17 protein-coding genes are annotated in these 19040 nt (G+C 53.6%); 10 read left to right on the plus strand and 7 right to left on the minus strand.

Translation table 11 applies throughout. The annotated features are described in order from the left end of the window. Positions 1 to 3 precede the first annotated feature (3 nt). From IMCC3135_RS16565 to IMCC3135_RS16585, 5 genes are read left to right on the plus strand one after another with little or no spacing between them, the layout of a single operon-like run. Positions 4 to 852: an SDR family oxidoreductase gene (locus tag IMCC3135_RS16565; protein WP_088918634.1), complete on the plus strand. Its 849-nt coding sequence runs from the start codon at positions 4 to 6 to the stop codon at positions 850 to 852. 17 nt (positions 853 to 869) lie between these two features. Beyond that, positions 870 to 1253: a PaaI family thioesterase gene (locus IMCC3135_RS16570; protein WP_157736050.1), complete on the plus strand. Its 384-nt coding sequence runs from the start codon at positions 870 to 872 to the stop codon at positions 1251 to 1253. Next, positions 1250 to 2380: an NAD(P)-dependent alcohol dehydrogenase gene (locus tag IMCC3135_RS16575; protein ID WP_088918636.1), complete on the plus strand. Its 1131-nt coding sequence runs from the start codon at positions 1250 to 1252 to the stop codon at positions 2378 to 2380. Before IMCC3135_RS16570 ends, IMCC3135_RS16575 begins: the two co-directional genes overlap by 4 nt. A gap of 18 nt (positions 2381 to 2398) precedes the next feature. Beyond that, a complete protein-coding gene (locus IMCC3135_RS16580) occupies positions 2399 to 3814 on the plus strand; it encodes an aldehyde dehydrogenase family protein (RefSeq protein ID WP_088918637.1) in 1416 nt (471 codons plus the stop codon). Positions 3815 to 3866: 52 nt separating this feature from the next. Next, the gene (locus IMCC3135_RS16585; protein ID WP_088918638.1) at positions 3867 to 5405 is read left to right on the plus strand and encodes a class I adenylate-forming enzyme family protein; all 1539 of its coding nucleotides are present in this window, start codon (positions 3867 to 3869) and stop codon (positions 5403 to 5405) included. Positions 5406 to 5415: 10 nt separating this feature from the next. On the opposite strand, the gene IMCC3135_RS16590 is transcribed toward IMCC3135_RS16585, so the two are convergent. The 3 genes from IMCC3135_RS16590 to IMCC3135_RS16600 form a co-directional block, all read right to left on the minus strand. Then, complete coding sequence (locus IMCC3135_RS16590) at positions 5416 to 6294, minus strand: haloalkane dehalogenase (protein ID WP_088918639.1); 879 nt, start codon at positions 6292 to 6294, stop codon at positions 5416 to 5418. Positions 6295 to 6366: 72 nt separating this feature from the next. Then, positions 6367 to 7611 (minus strand): acetyl-CoA C-acetyltransferase, encoded by a 1245-nt coding sequence (locus IMCC3135_RS16595; protein ID WP_236994799.1) that lies wholly within the window; start codon positions 7609 to 7611, stop codon positions 6367 to 6369. Then, on the minus strand, positions 7589 to 9106 hold the full coding sequence (locus IMCC3135_RS16600; RefSeq protein ID WP_088918641.1) for a 3-hydroxyacyl-CoA dehydrogenase: 1518 nt from the start codon (positions 9104 to 9106) through the stop codon (positions 7589 to 7591). The genes IMCC3135_RS16595 and IMCC3135_RS16600 overlap by 23 nt, the downstream gene beginning before the upstream one ends. Positions 9107 to 9232: 126 nt before the next feature. On the opposite strand from IMCC3135_RS16600, the gene IMCC3135_RS16605 reads away from it, so the two are divergent. From IMCC3135_RS16605 to IMCC3135_RS16620, 4 genes are read left to right on the plus strand one after another with little or no spacing between them, the layout of a single operon-like run. After that, a complete protein-coding gene (locus IMCC3135_RS16605) occupies positions 9233 to 11356 on the plus strand; it encodes a 3-hydroxyacyl-CoA dehydrogenase NAD-binding domain-containing protein (RefSeq protein WP_088918642.1) in 2124 nt (707 codons plus the stop codon). Between the two features lie 43 nt (positions 11357 to 11399). Then, positions 11400 to 12080 carry a nitroreductase gene (locus IMCC3135_RS16610; protein WP_088918643.1) on the plus strand — a complete coding sequence of 227 codons (681 nt, stop codon included), beginning with the start codon at positions 11400 to 11402 and terminating at the stop codon, positions 12078 to 12080. Then, positions 12016 to 12867 carry an enoyl-CoA hydratase-related protein gene (locus IMCC3135_RS16615; protein ID WP_236994800.1) on the plus strand — a complete coding sequence of 284 codons (852 nt, stop codon included), beginning with the start codon at positions 12016 to 12018 and terminating at the stop codon, positions 12865 to 12867. The genes IMCC3135_RS16610 and IMCC3135_RS16615 overlap by 65 nt, the downstream gene beginning before the upstream one ends. A 35-nt stretch (positions 12868 to 12902) precedes the next feature. After that, on the plus strand, positions 12903 to 14510 hold the full coding sequence (locus tag IMCC3135_RS16620; RefSeq protein WP_088918645.1) for a GMC family oxidoreductase: 1608 nt from the start codon (positions 12903 to 12905) through the stop codon (positions 14508 to 14510). Positions 14511 to 14554: 44 nt separating this feature from the next. On the opposite strand, the gene IMCC3135_RS16625 is transcribed toward IMCC3135_RS16620, so the two are convergent. Both IMCC3135_RS16625 and IMCC3135_RS16630 read right to left on the minus strand, forming a co-directional pair. Further along, the gene (locus tag IMCC3135_RS16625; RefSeq protein ID WP_088918646.1) at positions 14555 to 15355 is read right to left on the minus strand and encodes an enoyl-CoA hydratase/isomerase family protein; all 801 of its coding nucleotides are present in this window, start codon (positions 15353 to 15355) and stop codon (positions 14555 to 14557) included. A gap of 12 nt (positions 15356 to 15367) precedes the next feature. Then, positions 15368 to 16099: an enoyl-CoA hydratase/isomerase family protein gene (locus IMCC3135_RS16630; protein ID WP_088918647.1), complete on the minus strand. Its 732-nt coding sequence runs from the start codon at positions 16097 to 16099 to the stop codon at positions 15368 to 15370. A 113-nt stretch (positions 16100 to 16212) separates the two neighbouring features. Between IMCC3135_RS16630 and tnpA the strand changes: the two genes are divergently transcribed. Further along, positions 16213 to 16647 (plus strand): IS200/IS605 family transposase, encoded by a 435-nt coding sequence (gene tnpA, locus IMCC3135_RS16635; protein ID WP_088915928.1) that lies wholly within the window; start codon positions 16213 to 16215, stop codon positions 16645 to 16647. 179 nt (positions 16648 to 16826) lie between these two features. Here the strand turns inward: tnpA and IMCC3135_RS16640 are convergent, their stop codons facing one another. Both IMCC3135_RS16640 and IMCC3135_RS16645 read right to left on the minus strand, forming a co-directional pair. Then, a complete protein-coding gene (locus tag IMCC3135_RS16640; protein ID WP_088918648.1) occupies positions 16827 to 18032 on the minus strand; it encodes an acetyl-CoA C-acetyltransferase in 1206 nt (401 codons plus the stop codon). A gap of 64 nt (positions 18033 to 18096) precedes the next feature. Continuing rightward, the gene (locus IMCC3135_RS16645; RefSeq protein WP_088918649.1) at positions 18097 to 18987 is read right to left on the minus strand and encodes an IclR family transcriptional regulator; all 891 of its coding nucleotides are present in this window, start codon (positions 18985 to 18987) and stop codon (positions 18097 to 18099) included. Positions 18988 to 19040: the final 53 nt, after the last annotated feature.

Below are 19040 nucleotides of genomic sequence, written 5' to 3' on the forward strand. Positions count from 1 at the left end.
CACATGTTTAAGTCTGGTCTTTACGATGGGCGTTGCGCCCTGATTACTGGTGGCGGTACAGGCCTTGGTCGCACAATGGCGAACCGATTGGCGGAACTTGGTGCCGAAATTATTATCTTGGGGCGTCGCGAAGATGTGCTCAAGCAAGCGGCAGAGGAAATGGAAGCGGCCTATGGGAAGCGAGTACGTTATGCCTCGGTCGATATCCGCGATGCTGCAGCAATCGATGTCGCTTTGGACAGCTTCTGGGACGACACGCCGCCCGATATTTTGGTGAATAATGCGGCCGGAAACTTTACTGCCAAATTCGAAGAACTGTCGCCACGGGCTGTCGACGCCGTTCTGAACATCGTGGTGCATGGCACAGCTTATATGACGCTGGCCTGTGGTAAACGTTGGATTGCTGCGGGAACGAAAGCGACGGTTTTGTCGATCACTGTAACTGCAGCATTTACTGGTGCGCCGTACATGGTGCCGTCCGCAATGGCTAAGGCGAGCGTTTTGGCCATGACTCGCTCGCTGGCGGTGGAATGGGGATCCAAAGGCATTCGGTTCGTCGCAGTTGCCCCCGGCCCATTCCCAACACCCGGTGCGTGGAAAAATCTATTTCCGCGTCCGGGTTTGGGTGAGCACATGGAAAACCGCCCTCCAGTCGGCCGCCCTGGTCGCCATGATGAATTTGCGGATCTCATTGCTTATCTTCTTAGCGATCAGGCAGGTTTTATTCACGGTGAACAGATTGTTATCGATGGTGGTAATTGGCTTAAGCGCGCATCGGCATTTTCCGACCTGGATGTCCTTACAGACGAAGATTGGGCAGAGATGAAGGCAAGACCTGCCGCCAAGAAATGACAAATAGCTGGGGGAAAATGAGCAGATTTACGGAGCTGTTGGGGATCGAGGTTGAAGAATCCGGTCTTGGATACGCCATCCTGACCTGTGCTTGGAAACCGGAATTCGCGAACGATTCAAATGTAACGCATGGTGGCGTCATTGCTACGATCATGGATACCGCTTGTGGCGTCGCACTTGTCTCTGACGAAAATGGCAAGCGCGCGAGCCGCGTTGTGACTGTATCTTTTTCCCTCAGCTATATTGCGCCTTTCAGAGAGGGTGATCGTGTCAGATGCACGGCGCGCTTGGCTGGCGGGGGACGTAAATTGAAGACGGTGAAGGTTGAGTTAGAAAGTGCTGTAACTTCGGACTTGATTGCCTCGGGGTTTGGAACGTTTAGACAGATAGCGAATCGATGAATAAGGGACAAAGTATGCACGCCATTGCCGCCATCCTGCATGAGCCAAACACTGATTTCAGTATTGAACCGATTGAATTGGACGCACCGACATCCGGTCAAGTCATGGTCAAGATTTCCGCTGTTGGCGTCTGTCACACAGACCTCATATTCGCGACTGGAAAGATGGGCACTCCGTTTCCCGTAATTTTGGGACATGAGGGGGCGGGGCGCATTGCGAGTGTAGGCCCTGACGTCGAAGGGTTAAGTGTTGGCGATAAGGTTCTGTTGACGTTTGAAAACTGCGGGGATTGTCCAAATTGCGCAAGCCACGACCCAGCGTATTGCCACAATTACAGGCCACTGAACTTTTCTTGCCTGGATGCGCAAGGCTGCACACCTGCCCATAGCGAAGGGGGTACAGACATTGCCGCGCGCTTCTTTGGCCAAAGCTCCTTTGCGTCTCATGCCAATGTGAACGCGCGCAATGTGATTAAGCTGCCCGCTGACGCGGACGAAGCGTTGCTCTCACCCTTGGGGTGTGGAGTGCAAACTGGTGCCGGCGCAGTGATGCGTTCGCTCAGGGCGAAGGCAGGCAGTTCTATCACCGTGATCGGCGGCGGTGCCGTTGGGTTAAGCGCTGTCATGGCTGCAAAGATCGTGGGCTGTTCGCCGATCATATTGGTTGAGCCGAACAAAGTGCGCCGCGACTTGGCCAAGGAGCTTGGTGCGACCCATGCAATTGATCCAATGGCGAGCGATGCAGCAGAAGACATTCACAAGATCAGCCCTGGCGGGGTTCAATATGTGCTCGATACTTCTGGTAATCTGGGCGCGATTGAGAGTGGGGTTAAAATGATGGCCCCCAAGGCAATGTTCGGATTCATTGGTATCCCTACAGACAGGCTATCGCCACTGCCCGTATCAATCGGGCCAATGATCGGGGCGGGATACACCTTTAAAGGGATCATGGCAGGCGACAGTGACCCACAAACGTTTTTGCCCGAACTTGTTTATCTGGTCACGAGCGGGAAAATGCCGCTTGAGAAGCTGGTGACATACTACCCTTTTGATCAGATCAATGATGCGATCAAGGACAGCCATTCTGGGGGCTGCATCAAAGCGGTCCTTCGTTTTGATACCAAATAAAACGGGACTGAAAACAAAATGATTCATGAATACCACATGACCATCGGTGGGCGTGATGCAAGTGCCAAGGCTTTTCTTGACGTGATAAACCCTGCGACAGAAGATGTCATCGGTCGCGCGCCTGATGCCGGAAATGCGGAACTGGACGCGGCGGTTGAGGCTGCGCAGCGCGCGTTTCCTAGTTGGGCCGCAACGCCTTGGGCGGACCGTCAGGCTGCATTGGTACACGCGGCGGAAGTCATCAACGAGAATAAAGAAGAGCTGGCGCAGTTGCTCACGCTAGAACACGGCAAACCATTGGCCGAAGCGCGGCGCGAAATGGATACGTCGAGGCGATGGTGCACGTCCTTGGCGACGTTGGAACTTCCGGTAGAAGTCGTGTCGGACGAGAACGGGCGCAGGGTAGAAGTGCGTCACGAGCCAATTGGCGTGGTGGCGGGTATATCGCCTTGGAACGTTCCGGTGTCCTCGGCGATTTGGAAAATTCTGCCAGCCGTTCTGACGGGCAATACAATTGTGGTGAAGCCTGCACCGACGGCACCTCTGACTGTACTGAAAATTGGCGAACTCCTGCGGGATGTTTTTCCTGCGGGTGTTATCAATGTTATAACTGGGGGTGACGCTCTTGGACCGTTGATTACGGCGCATCCGGGATTTGGCAAGATTTCTTTTACTGGTTCTACCGCTACGGGGCGTGCCGTGATGGCCAGCGCATCGGCTGGGGTGAAACGGCTCACGCTTGAACTAGGTGGTAACGACCCGGCGCTTGTTTTTGCTGATATTGATATACCCGACACGGCGGCGAAGCTGTTCCGGTCTGCGTTTTTCAACAATGGGCAAGTTTGTGTCGCGACCAAGCGGTGCTACGTGCACGAAGATATATACGACGCCTTTCTGGCCGAAATGACAAGGCTAGTTGCAGGGTCGTTGGTGGCGACGGGGACCACAGATGGCGTCGCTTTAGGCCCAATCCATAACAAAGCGCAATTTGAAAGCCTGACTGGCATGCTTGACACAGCAAAAGCAGAGGGCCTCGTGCTTATTCAACCTAGCGAGATTCCAAGTGGCAAGGGTTACTTCTTGGCTCCCACATTGGTCGATAATCCGCCCGAAGATAGCCAGATCATGCAAGAAGAGCAGTTCGGTCCGATCCTTCCGTTGGTGAAGTTCAAAGACACCGATGACGTGATCGAACGGGCAAATGCTAGCCAATACGGTCTAGCGGCCACGGTTTGGACCAAAAATAGGGACTTGGCTTTGGATGTTGCTGCACGCCTCGACACCGGCAATGTTTGGGTCAATGAACCTTTGGCGTTTTCTCCGTTCGCTGTGTTTGGCGGGAGAAAACAATCAGGCCTTGGTGTCGAACATGGGCTGCGCGGTCTTGAAGAATTCACGAACTCCAAAGCGGTCACGCTGAACTTCGAAAGCTGAGGCGAGATCGTTCCGCAAAAAGTTAAAGTAAAATGTTCTCAGGAGAATAAAAATGAACCAACCTCACGTATCTTCTCCGCTCTCGGACGCCAAAAGCTATTTGGAAGGTTCCCCATTAAAGTTTCATGAAGCCGCGATGAAATGGATGCGTGAAACACCTGATCATGTCGCCCTGACCGACGATACGCGACAGTTGACCTACGGCGAGCTTGGAAAGGCGATCACCGACGCTTCTGACTGGTTGGTCGGGCAAGGCGTGCGACCGGGTGACCGGGTGGCAGTTGTCAATGAAAACTGTATTACGACTGCCGTGTTCATTTTTGCGGTCAGCGCGGCTGGCGGCATCGTCGCACCCGTGAACGCCCGAATTTCCCAACGCGAAATGGAGGTTGTCTTAGATCGCTTCGCCCCCCGTTGTGTCCTTTATACAACCGACAGCCCCGCCGCTGCCGAGTATGCGCAAAGTGTGAATGCCACGCCCATGAACATTGAAGGTGTTGGTCAATTTAGCGGTATTTTTGATGAAACGGCCGAACCAGAAACCGGTGATTTGCCCGGCGTCGTTGTGTTTACGTCAGGCACGACAGGTAACCCAAAAGCCGTCATGCAAAGCCATCCGTCACTGCTTTATCAGGGCGCAAGCCAAGTTATCAGTCGCCGGTTAACGAGTGCGGACTCCGTCTATGTCGTCGCGCCGCTGAGCGTTTCGATTGGTTTAGGTTCAAATTTGATGGGCGCAGTCGTTGCTGGCGCTGAGGCGATCCTGGTTTTACGATTTACGCCTGCAGGGCTGGCAAAAGCGATAGTGAATGACTTGGTAACTTTCGTTGTGGCTGTCCCTCAGGTCTACGCCAAACTTCTGGATTACGCTGACGCAGAAGGAATGGATCTCGGGAGCAGCTCTCGTCTTCGGGTAGTGGGATCTGGCGGAGCATCCATCGATCCAGCCCTTAGTCGTCGGATTAAATCGGTCTTCGGCTTACCGTGCAGCAACGGGTACGGTTGTACCGAAATGACACCAATTGCCCGAACGCCGGACGGTATGGAAGCCTCGGGAGATATAATCGGTGTGCCCTCCCCGGGTATCGAAATAAAGCTGATGGACAAAGACGGGAACGAGGTTCCCAAGGGCGAGATTGGCGAGCTTTGGGCCCGCGGACCTTCACGTATGATGGGGTACTACAAAAACCCCGAAGCATCGGCCGAAGTCATGGTTGGCGACGGCTGGGTGCGCACCGGCGATCTTGTGCGTCAGGGCGACACCGGTGCCTACCATATTTGTGGCCGCAGCAAAGAGCTGATCATTCGGTCAGGATTCAATGTTTATCCGATCGAGGTCGAAAGCGTGTTGAATTCTTTTCCGGGTGTTATGCAATCCGCCGTGGTCGGGCGGAAAATTGAAGGTGACGAGGAAATCGTCGGTTTTGTACAGGGTATCGCGGGCACCACTTTAAATCTTGAGGAACTGCGCGGGTATTGCCGCAAAAACCTGGCGGGATACAAAGTTCCATCTGAGATTTTTCAAGAAGAACTGCCGATTGGGCCATCGGGGAAAATTCTTAAGGCGGACCTGGCAAAGAAGATCGCTTAAGCAGGTTTACTTACAAACCGGAAAGCCAACTGCGGATCGCTTGGCCAATGTCATCGGGCGAGTCTTCCTGAATGAAGTGCAGGCCCGTCACGGTCACTTCGGTCAGATTTTCCCAACTCCTCACGAAATCGCGGACCCGACCTGTGATGAGAACCCCCGGATCTGCGTTGATAAATAATTTCGGCAGCGGGTCCTTAAGGAGCCATTGGCTATAGTCAGACACAAGGTCGTGGACGTCTTCTGGAAAGCCCTCCACGGGAACCTGACGTGGGAAGGTCAACGTTGGCCTGCGGTCTTCGCCCGGATTGACAAAGGGGCGTTTGTATTCGTCCATTTCTTCGTCGCTTAGAGTCCGCATCACAGAACCGGGCAACATCTTTTCAACGAACATGTTATTCCGCAGAATCATTTCCTCGCCAGCAGCAGTGCGCATCGCTTTGAACCCTGCACGGGCTTTTTCAGGAAAATAGTCCCATGTGGGCAGAGGCATGACGCGCCCTTCCATGAACGCGATGCCTTTGACGGCCGCTTTGTTATTAAACGCCCAATGACAACTGAGCGCGACGCCCCAATCGTGACAGACGAGCGTGACATTATCTTTGACGTCGAGCTGTGACAACAGTTCGGCGACATATCGGCTATGTTCTTTGATTGTATAGCTGTCCGGGCCGCTGTTATCGAGCTTATCAGAATCGCCCATGCCGATGAGATCAATCGCGATCAACCGTCCCATCCCTGATAGATGCGGCATGATGTTACGCCACAGAAACGACGACGTCGGATTTCCATGTACGAATACAATGGGATCGCCGGTGCCTTCATCGATATAGGCCATTCGTTTTCCAAGAACGGTGGCAAATTTTTTCCTGTCTTTAAACGTCGAGCTCATAGCGTGGTCACTTTTCACTATTAGAAAACGAAACGCCGCCTACGGTTTTCCTTAAGCGGCGTTAAAGGGAATTTACTGAGACACGTTTTCGAAAACAGCAGTTAAGCCTTGTCCACCACCGATACACATCGTCTCAATACCGTATTTCGCGTCGCGACGATCCATTTCGCGCAACAACCCGGCAAGAATGCGCCCACCCGTCGCGCCGACGGGGTGACCCAACGAGATGCCCGAGCCATTGACGTTCATGCGATTGAAATCGTCAGCCCCGAATTTCCACACGCGCGTACACGCCAGAACTTGCGCAGCGAAGGCCTCGTTGAGTTCGATCAGGTCGATATCTTTCAAAGCCAATCCCGCACGGTCCAAGGCCTTGGCAGTGGACGGAACTGGCCCAATTCCCATCACATTGGGCGCAACGCCTGCCACGGCCCAGCTGACTAAACGTCCATAGGCCTTGAGACCCAATTCGTCAGCCTTGGCTTTGGTCGTTACGATACAAGCAGCGCCGCCGTCGTTTTGGCCACTGGCATTGCCTGCTGTCACAGTTGATTTGGGATCAATAGATTGACGGAGCGCCTTGAGCTTGCCCAAGGATTCAACCGTTGCCTCGGGGCGGGGGTGTTCGTCTTTGGTAATCGTTTCTTCGCTTTTTCGCGTCTTAACAACGATTGGAATTATCTCTTCGTCGAACGTTCCATTCTTCTGCGCATTAATTGCACGGCGATGGGATTCAACAGAGAACACATCCTGCTCTTCACGCGAAATATCATATTCTTCGCGCAGATTTTCAGCCGTCTCTAGCATTCCGCCTTCGACGGGAAAGTTGATGCCGCCCGCAGTTATCCGTCCGCGAGCGAGCGAGTCTTCGAAGGACGCGCTCGCACCACGTATGCCCCAACGGTTCTGGGTCGAATAGAACGGTGCATTTGACATGGATTCTGCACCACCAGCAATGACTAGATCAGAACCACCCGTAGCGACCTGCATCACCGCGTTAATCACAGTCTGAAGACCGGAACCGCAGCGACGGTCCAGCTGCAAACCGCCAATACCAATAGGCAGTCCCGCATCCAAACCTACGACGCGACCAAGGGCTGGAGCGTCCATTGATGGGTAACACTGGGCGAACAGCACATCGTCAACTTCATCGACCGGCAGGTTTGTGCGCTCAATCAACCCCTTCAGTACGGCAGCACCGAGCTCGTGTGCATGCAAAGACTTGTATTGCCCACCATATCGACCCACAGCGGTGCGAACGGGTTCACATATTACGACGTCAGTTAACATTTGGTTATTCCTTTTCATTCTTTTCATTGATGTGCATTAGAGAAAGACCAAGTTTTGCGCGCCTGATAAGCCACATGCTTGGACGATAGCGGGGATCTCCTGTAGCGATTTGGAGATTCTCCAGTATTTCAAGAACCCGTAGCGGTCCAATTTGATCACCAAGCGCGAGTGGGCCAAGGGGATATCCCAATCCACCAGTCACACCAGCGTTGATATCAAGTGGTGTTGCAATACCCATTTGTGCAATTTCGCATGCGGTGTTGACGATATTTGCGGCGACACGTTGCGCAACAAATCCTGGAGAGTCTTGAATGACTGTTATGGATTGGCCTGCGCGCGACAGGCAGGCAACAAGTGCATCCACCCGCGCGGAGTCGGTGGCCGGAGTGGTCATGACAGTTTGGCGACCGCCTTGTTTTAGCGCCGTTGGGAACAGCAGATCGATGGCCAATGTCCGCGCAGGATCATGCCCAGCGTCGATGCATGTAGTGGTCGCATCCCGACCAATCGGGGCTACAATAATCGTGGCAGCAGTTTTTGCAGGTGCCAAGGTCCCGCCGCCCGCGATCAGCAAAGTAGCTAGCGTTTCGGCTTCGGGGCCGCTTGCATCAATGAAATAGCTGCCAGCATTGGCATTTGAAGCGTGGGGTTCTGTCGGTTCAACACGCTTGTTATCGACATAAGTATAGAACCCGGCACCGGTCTTTCGACCCAAGAGGCCAGCAGCAATGCGTCGGCGCACAAGGGGAGCCGGTCGATAACGGGGCTCTTGATAAAAGGCGTCGTAAATTTCGTGCAGAACCCGCCCAGACACATCCAAACCCGTGAGGTCGAAAAGTTCGAATGGCCCCATGGGAAGTCCCAAAGACCCCCGTATGATCCGATCCACATCGACCGGTTCGGCGACCGTTTCCTGAACGATGCGCAGGCCTTCGGTATAAAGTCCGCGACCCGCGTGATTCACGACAAACCCCGGATTATCCGAGCAAATCACGGGGTGATGCTGGGTGCGCTTAACGATGTCCAAAAGAATCTGAACAACCTTTGGATCGGTGCGTTCACCGCTGATCACTTCAACAACGCGCATCAACGGAACAGGATTGAAGAAATGCAGTCCAGCAACGCGATCAGGATGTTCGCACCCAAAGGCAATTGAGGTCACTGATAAAGAAGACGTATTGGTGCACAGCAGGGTGTCACGGCCAACAACGGCTTCCAGTTCTTTGAACAGGGCCCGCTTGATATCTAGATCTTCGAGGATTGCTTCGATGACAACGTCTGCCGAAGCCAAATCGCTCAGGTCGCTCACGGGTTTGATACGGCTCACTCGATCGTCTTTGACATCTTGAGAAATTCGATTTTTCGTGACCGCCCGATCCAACAAACCAACGACAAAGCTGATTGCCTTGTCAGCCGCTCCATCTGCTTGATCATAGGCAAGCACAGTCGCTCCGCTTTCGGCGGCCCATTGGATGATTCCGCGACCCATGGCACCGGTGCCGATGACAGCAATAGTCGTCATAGTATTTCCTTTTGATGTTTCAGCGAAATGAAAGAGAGATTCGATATCGCAATTGTGTTTTACTTAATGGTATTGATATATCATTATTGAAGTCATTGCAAGTGAGTTTGAATTTTGCGGGAGCATATGATGCTGGAATACAATGTAGACACTAACGGAATTGCGACGCTCAGTTGGAATATGACTGATCGAGCGGTAAACGTGATGTCCCCGGATGCGCGTATCGCATTGATCTCACGGATCGACGAAGTCATTGCCGATGAAGATGTGCGCGGTGTCATCATCACGTCTGTGCGCAACGAATTTATCGCGGGCGCAGACCTGACATTTTTGACATCGATGCGGGGTGGGGATCCTGCCGAAGTCATGAAAACTATGAGTCCAATGCGTGATGCGCTGCGGCGGTTGGAGAAATCTGGCAAGCCAAGCGTTGCAGCGATCAATGGAACTGCATTAGGGGCAGGCCTAGAAATTTGCCTCGCGTGTACACACCGGATTGCTGCAGACCGTCCAGAGGCCCAGCTAGGACTCCCCGAGGCTACATTGGGACTTTTGCCAGGCGCTGGTGGGACGCAGCGACTTTCCCGCCTGATTGGCGTTGAGAAGGCGCTGGATTTGATATTGAGTGGCAAGCGCGTTTCACCAGCCGAGGCCCACAAACTTGGCTTTGTGAATGACCTTGTTGAACGCGATGAACTTTTAACAGCTGCCAGAACTTGGATTTTGGCACAAGATGGCCCGTGCCTGCAGCCTTGGGACCAAAGAGGATTCGTTCTGCCGGGACATGCGGCGGATAGTATGGCGCTGCACCGTTACTTTGTCGCCAAGGGTGCCGAAGTCGAAAAGGCGACCAAGAACCTTAGCCCCGCTCCGCAAGCGATATTGTCTTCAGTCTTTGAAGGCGTTCGCGTCCCGTTTGATGCTGGTCTGGCCATCGAGTTTACGCGGTTTATCGGTTTGCTGATTGGCGAGGTCGCACAAAATACCATCCGCACAATGTTCTTTGGCGTCAATGAGGTGCGCAAGCTTTCGACACGTCCAGATGGTTTTGATCGCTTCAAACCCGCGAAAATTGGTGTGCTTGGAGCTGGCCTAATGGGATCAGGTATCGCTGAAATTGCCAGCTTGGCTGGGATCGAGGTGGTCTTGCTTGATCGCGATGAGGCGTCTTCAACCGCCGGGCGTAACCGCGTGAAAGCGACATTCGACAAGCAGGTTGCGCGCGGCTGGATGTCAGAAAAGGTCGCTGTTGATGCATTAAGCATGATCACGGCAACACCAGATTTCGCGAAATTGGCTGGTGCGGAAGCTGTTATCGAAGCCGTGTTTGAGGACAAGGCGGTCAAGGCCGATATCACGCGCAAAACGTTGGAAGTGACAGGGGCGGATATTTTGTTCGCGTCTAATACGTCCAAAATTCTGATCTCGTCACTGGCCGAAAGCTCTCCACGACCTGACCGCTTTATCGGCATGCACTTTTTCTCCCCGGTGGGTCGAATGCCGTTACTTGAACTTATTCGCGGCAAAGAGACTTCGGAAGAAACGCTTGCTCAGGCAATGGATATCGGCAAACTGTTCAAAAAAATGCCAATTGTCGTGAACGACGGCCCGGGTTTCTTTACGAGCCGTTGCGTCAGCAGTTATATGAACGAAGGTTTGATCATGCTGTCCACAGGGGTTCCAGCAGCGTTGATCGAAAATTGTGGCCGCTTGTCTGGCATGCCAGTTGGTCCGCTGACATTGGCGGATGAGATTGGTATGGATTTGATGTTGCAGGTCAGACGCCAAGAACAGCAGGATTATGGAAAAGCCCCTGGTGGAGAATTTGAAACCCTGAAAGAAATGGCCGAAGGCAAAAAACGCACAGGCCGCAAAGGCGGCGGCGGGTTTTATGACTACCCAACAGGAGATGCCAAGACCCTTTGGGCGGGTGTTGCGGAAGCCTTTGGCGGAGCGACGAAGGCCGACCCCGAAGATATTACAAAACGCTTACTACATGTCCAAGCACTGGAAGCTGCGCGCTGCTTTGATGAAGGTATTATTGACAGCCCGCGAGATGCGGACGTCGGGTCCGTGTTCGGTTGGAGCTTTGCCAAGCATACGGGCGGCGTCATTTCCTATATAGATTCCTATGGTTTAGAGGCGTTTGTCGCCGATTGCGATCGTTGGAAACAGGAACACGGTGAACGCTTCGCAGTTCCAATCCTCCTACGTGAGATGGCCGAAACGAACAAAAGTTTCCACGCCTGATCCGGCCCTATTAAATTCACAAATTTTCAGAAAAGGACTAAACATGTCGACACAAACTCAGGCTGAACTTTTCGATCAAATCCTGTCCGAACGCTACAGCTGCCGCGCGTATCTTGATAAAGCGGTGCCAAAGGACGTCATCGAGAAAATATTCGCCACCGCGCAAAAAACCGCGTCTTGGAGCAACATGCAGCCTTGGGAAGTCACAATTGTCTCTGGCGACGCGCTCAGAAAGTTCGGGGCCGCTTTGCAAGGGGACGTTGCCGGAAATGAAGCCTCGCCGGATTTTCCATTCCCAACCTCCTATGATGGTGTGTATCAAGATCGCCGTCGCGCCTGTGGTTTACAACTTTATAAAAGTGTCGGCATCGGCCGCGAAGACAAGGCGCAGGCCAAGGCCCAGATGATGGCGAACTTCGACGGTTTTGGTGCGCCGCACATGGCGATCATCACTTCGGTCGCTGATTTTGGCACTTATGGTGCGATTGATTGCGGTGGATATGTGTCGTCGGTTTTGGGTGTTGCACGCAGTCACGGCGTCGCATCAATTGCGCAGGCGGCGATAGCGCGGAATTCAGGGTTCGTAAAGGACCACTTGGGCATTGATCCCGGGCGCAACGTCGTGTGCGGCATTTCGTTTGGCTATGAAGATCCCGATCATGTCGCCAACAAATTTCGCACACCGCGTGCGGCTTTGGACGACGTTATTACATGGGTCGAATAAGGATTTAGGTCGCGAAATGCCTGCCAATATCAAGATTTCACGTCATGATCGGGTGGTTCTTATCACCTTGGACCGCCCCAAACAGCTCAACGCGCTCAGTGAAGGCTTGGCGCAGGATGTCGTTGATGCGCTGACTGCACTGGATGCCGACCCGTCAGTGGGTTGTTTTGTCATCACTGGCAACGAACGGGCCTTTGCGGCAGGTGCCGAAATAAGGGGTCGGTCCGGCACGACGGAGAACGCAGTCAGTCCGTTTGCGACTTGGAGTGCATTTGCCGCTTTCAAGACACCAAAGATTGCCGCTGTCCAAGGATATGCCCTTGGCGGTGGCTGCGAACTTGCGATGATGTGCGACTATATATTGGCTGGCGCGTCCGCCAAATTTGGCCAGCCCGAGATTAAGCTGGGTGTGATCGCCGGTATGGGTGGGACGCAACGCTTGACTCGCCTGATTGGCCGGACGAAATCGATGCGAATGCATTTGACTGCAAGAATGATGAACGCTGAAGAAGCAGAGGCTTGTGGTTTGGTTGCGGCAGTTTTCCCGGATGATGAGCTTATCGATGCTGTGCTAAAAGAAGCGGCGACAATTGCCGGTTTTGACAAATCCACCGTCGAACTCGCCCGTGAGGCCGTCAATAAGGTCGATGAAATGAACCAATCCGACGGATTGGCTTGGGAAGAGGGCGCTTTCTTGTCAACTCTTGGCACCCCGGCACACACCGAAGGCGTGGCTGCGTTTCGCGAAAAGCGAACCCCCAAATTTAACGTTCCTGACAACACTTGAAATGAGTCGCCATTAATCAGAATTGAGGTTTAAAGGTGAGAAAACAGACGTATGAGCATATCATCATTGGTGGCGGAACAGCCGGCTGCGCTGCTGCTGCGGGCTTGGTCAAGAAAGGAGCTCGCGTCTTGGTCCTTGAGGCGGGCACGACCCATCGACACCCATTGCTGGACATGCCCCCTGGTGTTTTCAAGCTGCTTCAGGGCCGTTCAAAACAGATGAAATTTTACAAATCGGTTACCCAAGATCAGCTTGGTGGCCGCGAGATTGATCTTGTGCAGGGCAATGTTCTGGGCGGTGGGTCGACGGTGAATGTTCAGGCCTACATTCGTGGGCGGGCAGATGACTACAACGCATGGAACGATGTGCTGCGCGGCAACACCGACCCGCTTGGCTGGGGGTGGGACGACCTTTTACCTGTTTTCAAGCGGCTTGAAGGCAACAAGCGTTTCGACAACGCGCTTCATGGCAGGGACGGACCTGTCACGGTTTCAGATCCCGGTCATGTGAATGAAATGTCACGGGACTTTGTGAAGGCGATGCAGGCGCAAGGCCAGCCTTTCAATGATGATTTCAATGGCGACCGACAAACGGGTGTCGGATATTTCCAGTTCACTTACGATAAAGGGCAACGGGTTTCGACAGCGTCCGCGTTCCTGGACCCGTTGAGAGGAAACCCAAACCTAGAGGTTGTCTTGGGCGCAATTGTGCGCAAGATCATCATCGAAAACGGTCGCGCAGTTGGTGTGATTTATCGCGACAGTTCGGGCGAGCACGAGGTGCGATCAGACGGCGATGTTGTGCTGTCCGCAGGCACCTTTATCACTCCTAAGCTGCTGATGTTGTCAGGTATTGGCCCTGCGCAACACCTGCATTCTCATGGGATTGAAGTTGTGGCCGATCTTCCCGGTGTTGGTCAAAACCTTGTGGATCATCCTATTGTGTCAACGATTGCCACGTTGAACGGGCGGTATAGTTATTCGGGCCAAGACCGCGGGTGGCGTATGATCCGTAACGGGCTGCAATTCAAACTGTTTAAGTCAGGCGTTGTTATGACCTCTGGGCTCGAAGCGGGGGCGTTTATCAATCCGACAGATCCGAATGGGCTTGCCACCCACGAGGTCTATTGTCTGCCCGCGATTGCCGATCCTGCAGCGGCAAAGTTGGCGGGCGCTCAAGCGGGGGTGACGCTTTCGATTCTATTGCTGAATCCCAAGTCCCGCGGCAACGTGACACTAGCCTCTGGCGATCCCGATGCCCCACCTGTTATTTCGCCAAAATTTATGGACGACCCCCGAGACATCGAGGCGATGGTCGACGGGGTGGCGTATCTTCGTGAAACACTGGGCACTTCGCCGCTCTCTAACAAGATCCAAGACATTTTGGCCCCTACGTCAGGGTGTGTTTCGCGTACAGATCAAGCCGCATTTTGCAGATCTACGGTAAAGTCGAACTATCACCCTGTCGGGACAGCCAAAATGGGCGCAGACGATGATCCAATGTCTGTTCTGGATGCCCATTTACGGGTCCGTCAGATTGACGGATTGCGGGTGTGCGATGTGTCTGCGGCTCCTACGATCCCATCGGGAAACACGGCAGCGATCGCTATGGTACTGGGCGATCGCTGCGCATCTTTGATATAGCGACGCCGAAACGCGCAGGCACGGATTAGTGCCGCGCAGTCGAATCACCGGCCCTTAAAATCAGGTGTCCGCTTTTCGAAAAATGCAGCAGCGCCTTCTTTGAGGTCTTCGCTGGAAAAAAGGATCGCTTGGCTGTCGTTTTCAGCGGACAGAAATTCCGAAAAACTGAGCGGTAACCGCGCAAGGAGCTGTTTGGTATAGGCGTTGGACAAGGGCGCGGCTTGGGCAATTTCGTTGGCCAACGCAACGGCATGCGACGTTGCTGCGCCGTCTTCCGCTACTTCGTCAACAAGGCCCCATTCCGCCGCGCATTCCGCATCAATCCTACGCCGCGTGAACGCGAGAAGTTTGGTTTTTCCCATGCCGATCCGCGCAGGCAATGTGAACAACGAGCCGAGATCGGGCATGAGTCCCAAGTTTCCAAACGGAGCCGAGAACTTCGCCTGCCGTCCGGCCACAACAATATCGCACCCTGCCGCAAGCCCGAGACCCGCGCCAACGGCCCATCCTTCAACTGCAGCTATCACAGGTTTTGGCGAATTTACGATCAGTTGCATCAATTCGGCCGCTGCTTGCATGCGCACACGGCCAGCTGGGGCTGTGACACCTTTCATCGTCGAAATATCGCCACCTGCGCAGAAACTTCCACCTGCCCCTGCGATGACAATCGCGCCGACAGTGTCGTCTGCAATCGCGTGGCGTAATTCCACTTTCAATAGCTCTCGAACTTCGGCCGTGAGCGCGTTGCGCAACTTTGGTTGGTTTATCCAGATCAATCGGGCCTTGTTGTAAGATACCGAAGAGCAAATGGGATCGTTCTCGTTGGGTTCCTGAACGTGAACCATGGACTGTGCTCCTTATGCTGGATCGGTGAAATTTGGGGCTCTTTTTTCCAGAAACGCAGCTTTGCCTTCCTGAAAGTCAATTGAATTGAAACATATTTCTTGAGACGCCAGCTCGAATGCCAGCGCATCCTCTAATTCACTTGGACTGTGTTGAAACGCAGCCTTGGTGTAACAAAGAGCGGTGGCCGAAGCTGCGGCGAACTTCGCGGCTTGGGATTGCGCAACGCTTAGGGCTGTTCCGTTTGCGACCACTTTTTCAACTAGACCAAGATGCGCAGCCTCGGCCGCCGAAAGGACATTGCCCGTCATCAAAAAGTACCGCGCCGCGCCGACCCCCATGCGCGCGCGCAAGAACCAAACAGCGCCCATGTCCGGAATAAGACCTATCTTGGTGGCTGCCCCACTAAATTTTGCATCTTCCGCCGCAATAACTACATCGCACGCCGCTGCGATCGACATGCCACCTCCCGCAGCGTTACCCTCGACAGCGGCAATCATCGGTTTTTTCGCTGTAGCGATAAGGCGAACAATGTGCTGAAGGTCAGTTAACCGTTCTACGGATTTCGTAATATTTGAGTCTTTCATGCCCTTCACGTCACCGCCCGCACTGAACGTACTTTCTGCGCCAGTGATAACGATGGCCCTGCATTTGGGGTCTAGGGTCGTCTTTTCCAGATGTGCAATTAGGTCTGACTTGACGCCTGGGGCCAAAGCATTTCGCCCGGACGGGTAATTTAGTCGTATCGTAGAAACCCACGTCCTCCGGACGTGGTCAGAGGGCTGAGGCTTTGCCGATAGTCCGACTCAATGGTAAACCTCTCGTGAGCTATCCCCATAGCCTCATTCGAGGAATACCAATGAGTCGTTTTAAGAAGCTATCACACACGATATGGCACTGCCAATATCATGTGGTTTGGACACCCAAGTATCGGTACCGGGTTCTTGCCGGTTCGGTGAAACAAGAAGTATCCAGTTGTATTAGGGCTTTTTCGGAGCAGAAGAAGTGCGAAGTGGTGGAGTTGAACGTGCAGATCGACCACGTTCACTTGATCGTGTCGATACCGCCGAAGCTGTCGGTATCGGATTATGTCGGAATGGTGAAGGGGAGGACGGCAATACGAGTTCTCCAGCGTTTCAAAGAGTTACGGACAAAGCCGTATTGGGGCAATCACTTCTGGACAAAGGGGTACTGCGTTGACACGGTGGGTTTGGATCTGGAAAAGATCCAGGCTTATGTTCGGTATCAAGATAAGAAGGATCAACAAATAGAGCAGCGCCAGCTCGGGCTGTAGTTATGTAAATGCTGGGGGGTTGGCTTCCTGGTCGTCTCTGACGGCCAGGCATACCGGGCCCCTATGGGGCCGACTCAAGCCCCTGCGCTCCGCGTAGGGATCTTTTAGTATTATTGTTGCAACGCCGTTGCGAAGTTCGAGATCCGCGCGTTCTATGGAAGAGAGCATCCCAATCAACCTTAAACGCGTTCAATAATAGTGGCGACACCCATGCCACCTGCCACGCAAAGAGTCACCAATGCGGTGTTCAGGTCGCGGCGCTCCAATTCCTCGAGGGCAGTGCTGAGAAGAATCGCGCCGGAGGCGCCCAATGGATGGCCCATTGCAATTGCACCGCCGTTTACGTTTACTTTGTCGGGGTCCAGATCAAAGTGGTCGATGCACATGAGCGCGACCGAAGCAAAAGCTTCGTTAATCTCAAACAGATCTATGTCAGCAATCGTCATGCCCGCTTTTTCAAGAACAAGCTCGGTCGCACTGATCGGGCCCGTTAACATCGTGGTCGTTTCGACACCCGTGCTGCTGCACGCCTTGATGCGCGCGCGCGCGGTCAAGCCATGCTTTTTGCCGGCGGCAGCACTTCCCATTAAAATTGCGGCGGCACCGTCAACAATGGCGCTGGAATTTCCCGCGGTGTGAATGTGCGAAATGCTGGCGAGCTCAGGATGCGCGGCAAAAGCGCGTTCGGTAAAGTCAATTGCTCCGTTCGCAGGGGCAAAGGCGGCGCGCAGTTTGCCAAGTGCGTCCGTGTTGGAATTAGGGCGGATGTTGTCATCTTGAGAAAGAACTGAAACTCCGTTCAAATCATTTACGGGAACAATCGAACGCTCAAAATGTCCGTTTTCACGGGCGACGGTTGCGCGTTTGTGGCTTTCGGCGGCGAAGGAATCAACGCGGCTTCGGTCGTGGCCCAGAAGCGACGCAATCATGTCAGCGGCAAAACCCTGCGAAACGTAATGTTCGGGGAACGTCAGCAATGGGTCCGATACCCATGATCCGCGATCCGCACCCATTGACACGCGCGACATGCTCTCAACACCTCCTGCTATAACAAGTTCATTCTGGCCCGATTTGATCATTGCCGACGATAAATTCACCGCATCTAATCCAGACGAACAGAAGCGGTTTATCTGTAATCCGGGAACTTTTTCGGAATAGCCAGCGAGCAGCGCAGCCGACCGTGGGATGTCCCCACCTTGTTCGCCAACAGGTAAAACGCAGCCCAATACGACGTCCTCGACGCTGCTTACGTCGAAATCATTGCGCTCCTTTAAGGCCCGCAATGGGGTTGCAGCCAGTTGAACTGGGCTGATCGACTGCAATTTGCTGTCCCTTATCTTTCCGCGTGGCGTGCGAACTGAATCGTAAATGAGCGAGTCGAACATAAGAATACTCCCATTATTGGTTCGCCTATTTTACACAGTGAAATTGCTTATGCAAGTTGTGTCCTTAAGTTGAGACCAAAGAAGCGACGTTCTTGCTGAGATGGACAAGCCGAGGCCCCACAATGGTTTCCAAAGTTTCAAGGCTGGCAGCAAACTGTGGGCCTGCTGCATTAAAGGCCATAACTGTAGCCCCGTCACTGGAAACCAAAGGGACCCCCACGGCACGAATATCACGCTGCCATTCACCGTCGACGATACAGAAACCACGCTTTTCAATTTGCGCAAAGCTCTTCTTGATAGAAGCCTTCAGTTTTGGCCATTTGGTTCCGTGCCGCTTTTCAAGCAAGCTGAAAACGTAATCCTGTTCACCTTCAGAGATGCCCCACATGAACGCCCGACCCAGCGCCGTTGTTGCCATGTCCACGCGGCTTCCGATATCTAGGTGCATCGTCATCATCGTGGAAGGTTGGCACGCGTCCACATAGATCATGCTTAACCGGTCACGTGCGGCTAGCGCCACTGGCAGATTGACTTCTTCGGCGAGCTTTTGAAGATGCTCGCGCGCAACCACTCGAGCCTTCATACTGGTAAGAACCGGATACCCAAGCGCAAGGATAGCAGGCGCTGGTTCAAATTTCCCGAGGCGCTGGTTGTAGCTCAAGTAGCCCAATTCTGTGAGCGTGTGGGTCAATCTGGTGACGGTCGCTTTTGGAACCTGTGTGATTTCAGAAAGCTCGCTATTTCCAAGTGGCGAGGGCCGAACACTGAAGGCCCGCAGCATTTCCAAGCCGCGTGCGAGCGACCAGTTGAACTTCCGATCCTTACTCAGGCGCTCGCTGATATCATCGTTGTCATAGATCAGGCTGACTGCGGACCGGGACGCCTTTGGCGCGGTGCCAGGCTCAGCCTTGCTCGGACTCGATGGTGTTTTGCCACTGCTTTTCTTTTTAGTCATTCGTTATTATCCAATGAAGCGCATTGCGATGTCCGGCGCGATAAGGGCACAGG

This window comes from Granulosicoccus antarcticus IMCC3135 (assembly GCF_002215215.1).
GTDB lineage: Bacteria > Pseudomonadota > Gammaproteobacteria > Granulosicoccales > Granulosicoccaceae > Granulosicoccus > Granulosicoccus antarcticus.

Coding starts and splice junctions, on each gene's coding strand:
- IMCC3135_RS16575 (WP_088918636.1), top strand. CDS start 1,250: ATGAATAAGGGACAAAGTATGCACGCCATTGCCGCCATCCTGCATGAG.
- IMCC3135_RS16570 (WP_157736050.1), top strand. CDS start 870: ATGAGCAGATTTACGGAGCTGTTGGGGATCGAGGTTGAAGAATCCGGT.
- IMCC3135_RS16610 (WP_088918643.1), top strand. CDS start 11,400: ATGTCGACACAAACTCAGGCTGAACTTTTCGATCAAATCCTGTCCGAA.
- IMCC3135_RS16625 (WP_088918646.1), bottom strand. CDS start 15,355: ATGGTTCACGTTCAGGAACCCAACGAGAACGATCCCATTTGCTCTTCG.
- IMCC3135_RS16585 (WP_088918638.1), top strand. CDS start 3,867: ATGAACCAACCTCACGTATCTTCTCCGCTCTCGGACGCCAAAAGCTAT.
- IMCC3135_RS16590 (WP_088918639.1), bottom strand. CDS start 6,294: ATGAGCTCGACGTTTAAAGACAGGAAAAAATTTGCCACCGTTCTTGGA.
- IMCC3135_RS16615 (WP_236994800.1), top strand. CDS start 12,016: ATGTCGCCAACAAATTTCGCACACCGCGTGCGGCTTTGGACGACGTTA.
- tnpA (WP_088915928.1), top strand. CDS start 16,213: ATGAGTCGTTTTAAGAAGCTATCACACACGATATGGCACTGCCAATAT.
- IMCC3135_RS16645 (WP_088918649.1), bottom strand. CDS start 18,987: ATGACTAAAAAGAAAAGCAGTGGCAAAACACCATCGAGTCCGAGCAAG.
- IMCC3135_RS16595 (WP_236994799.1), bottom strand. CDS start 7,611: ATGAAAAGAATGAAAAGGAATAACCAAATGTTAACTGACGTCGTAATA.
- IMCC3135_RS16565 (WP_088918634.1), top strand. CDS start 4: ATGTTTAAGTCTGGTCTTTACGATGGGCGTTGCGCCCTGATTACTGGT.
- IMCC3135_RS16580 (WP_088918637.1), top strand. CDS start 2,399: ATGATTCATGAATACCACATGACCATCGGTGGGCGTGATGCAAGTGCC.
- IMCC3135_RS16600 (WP_088918641.1), bottom strand. CDS start 9,106: ATGACGACTATTGCTGTCATCGGCACCGGTGCCATGGGTCGCGGAATC.
- IMCC3135_RS16605 (WP_088918642.1), top strand. CDS start 9,233: ATGATGCTGGAATACAATGTAGACACTAACGGAATTGCGACGCTCAGT.
- IMCC3135_RS16640 (WP_088918648.1), bottom strand. CDS start 18,032: ATGTTCGACTCGCTCATTTACGATTCAGTTCGCACGCCACGCGGAAAG.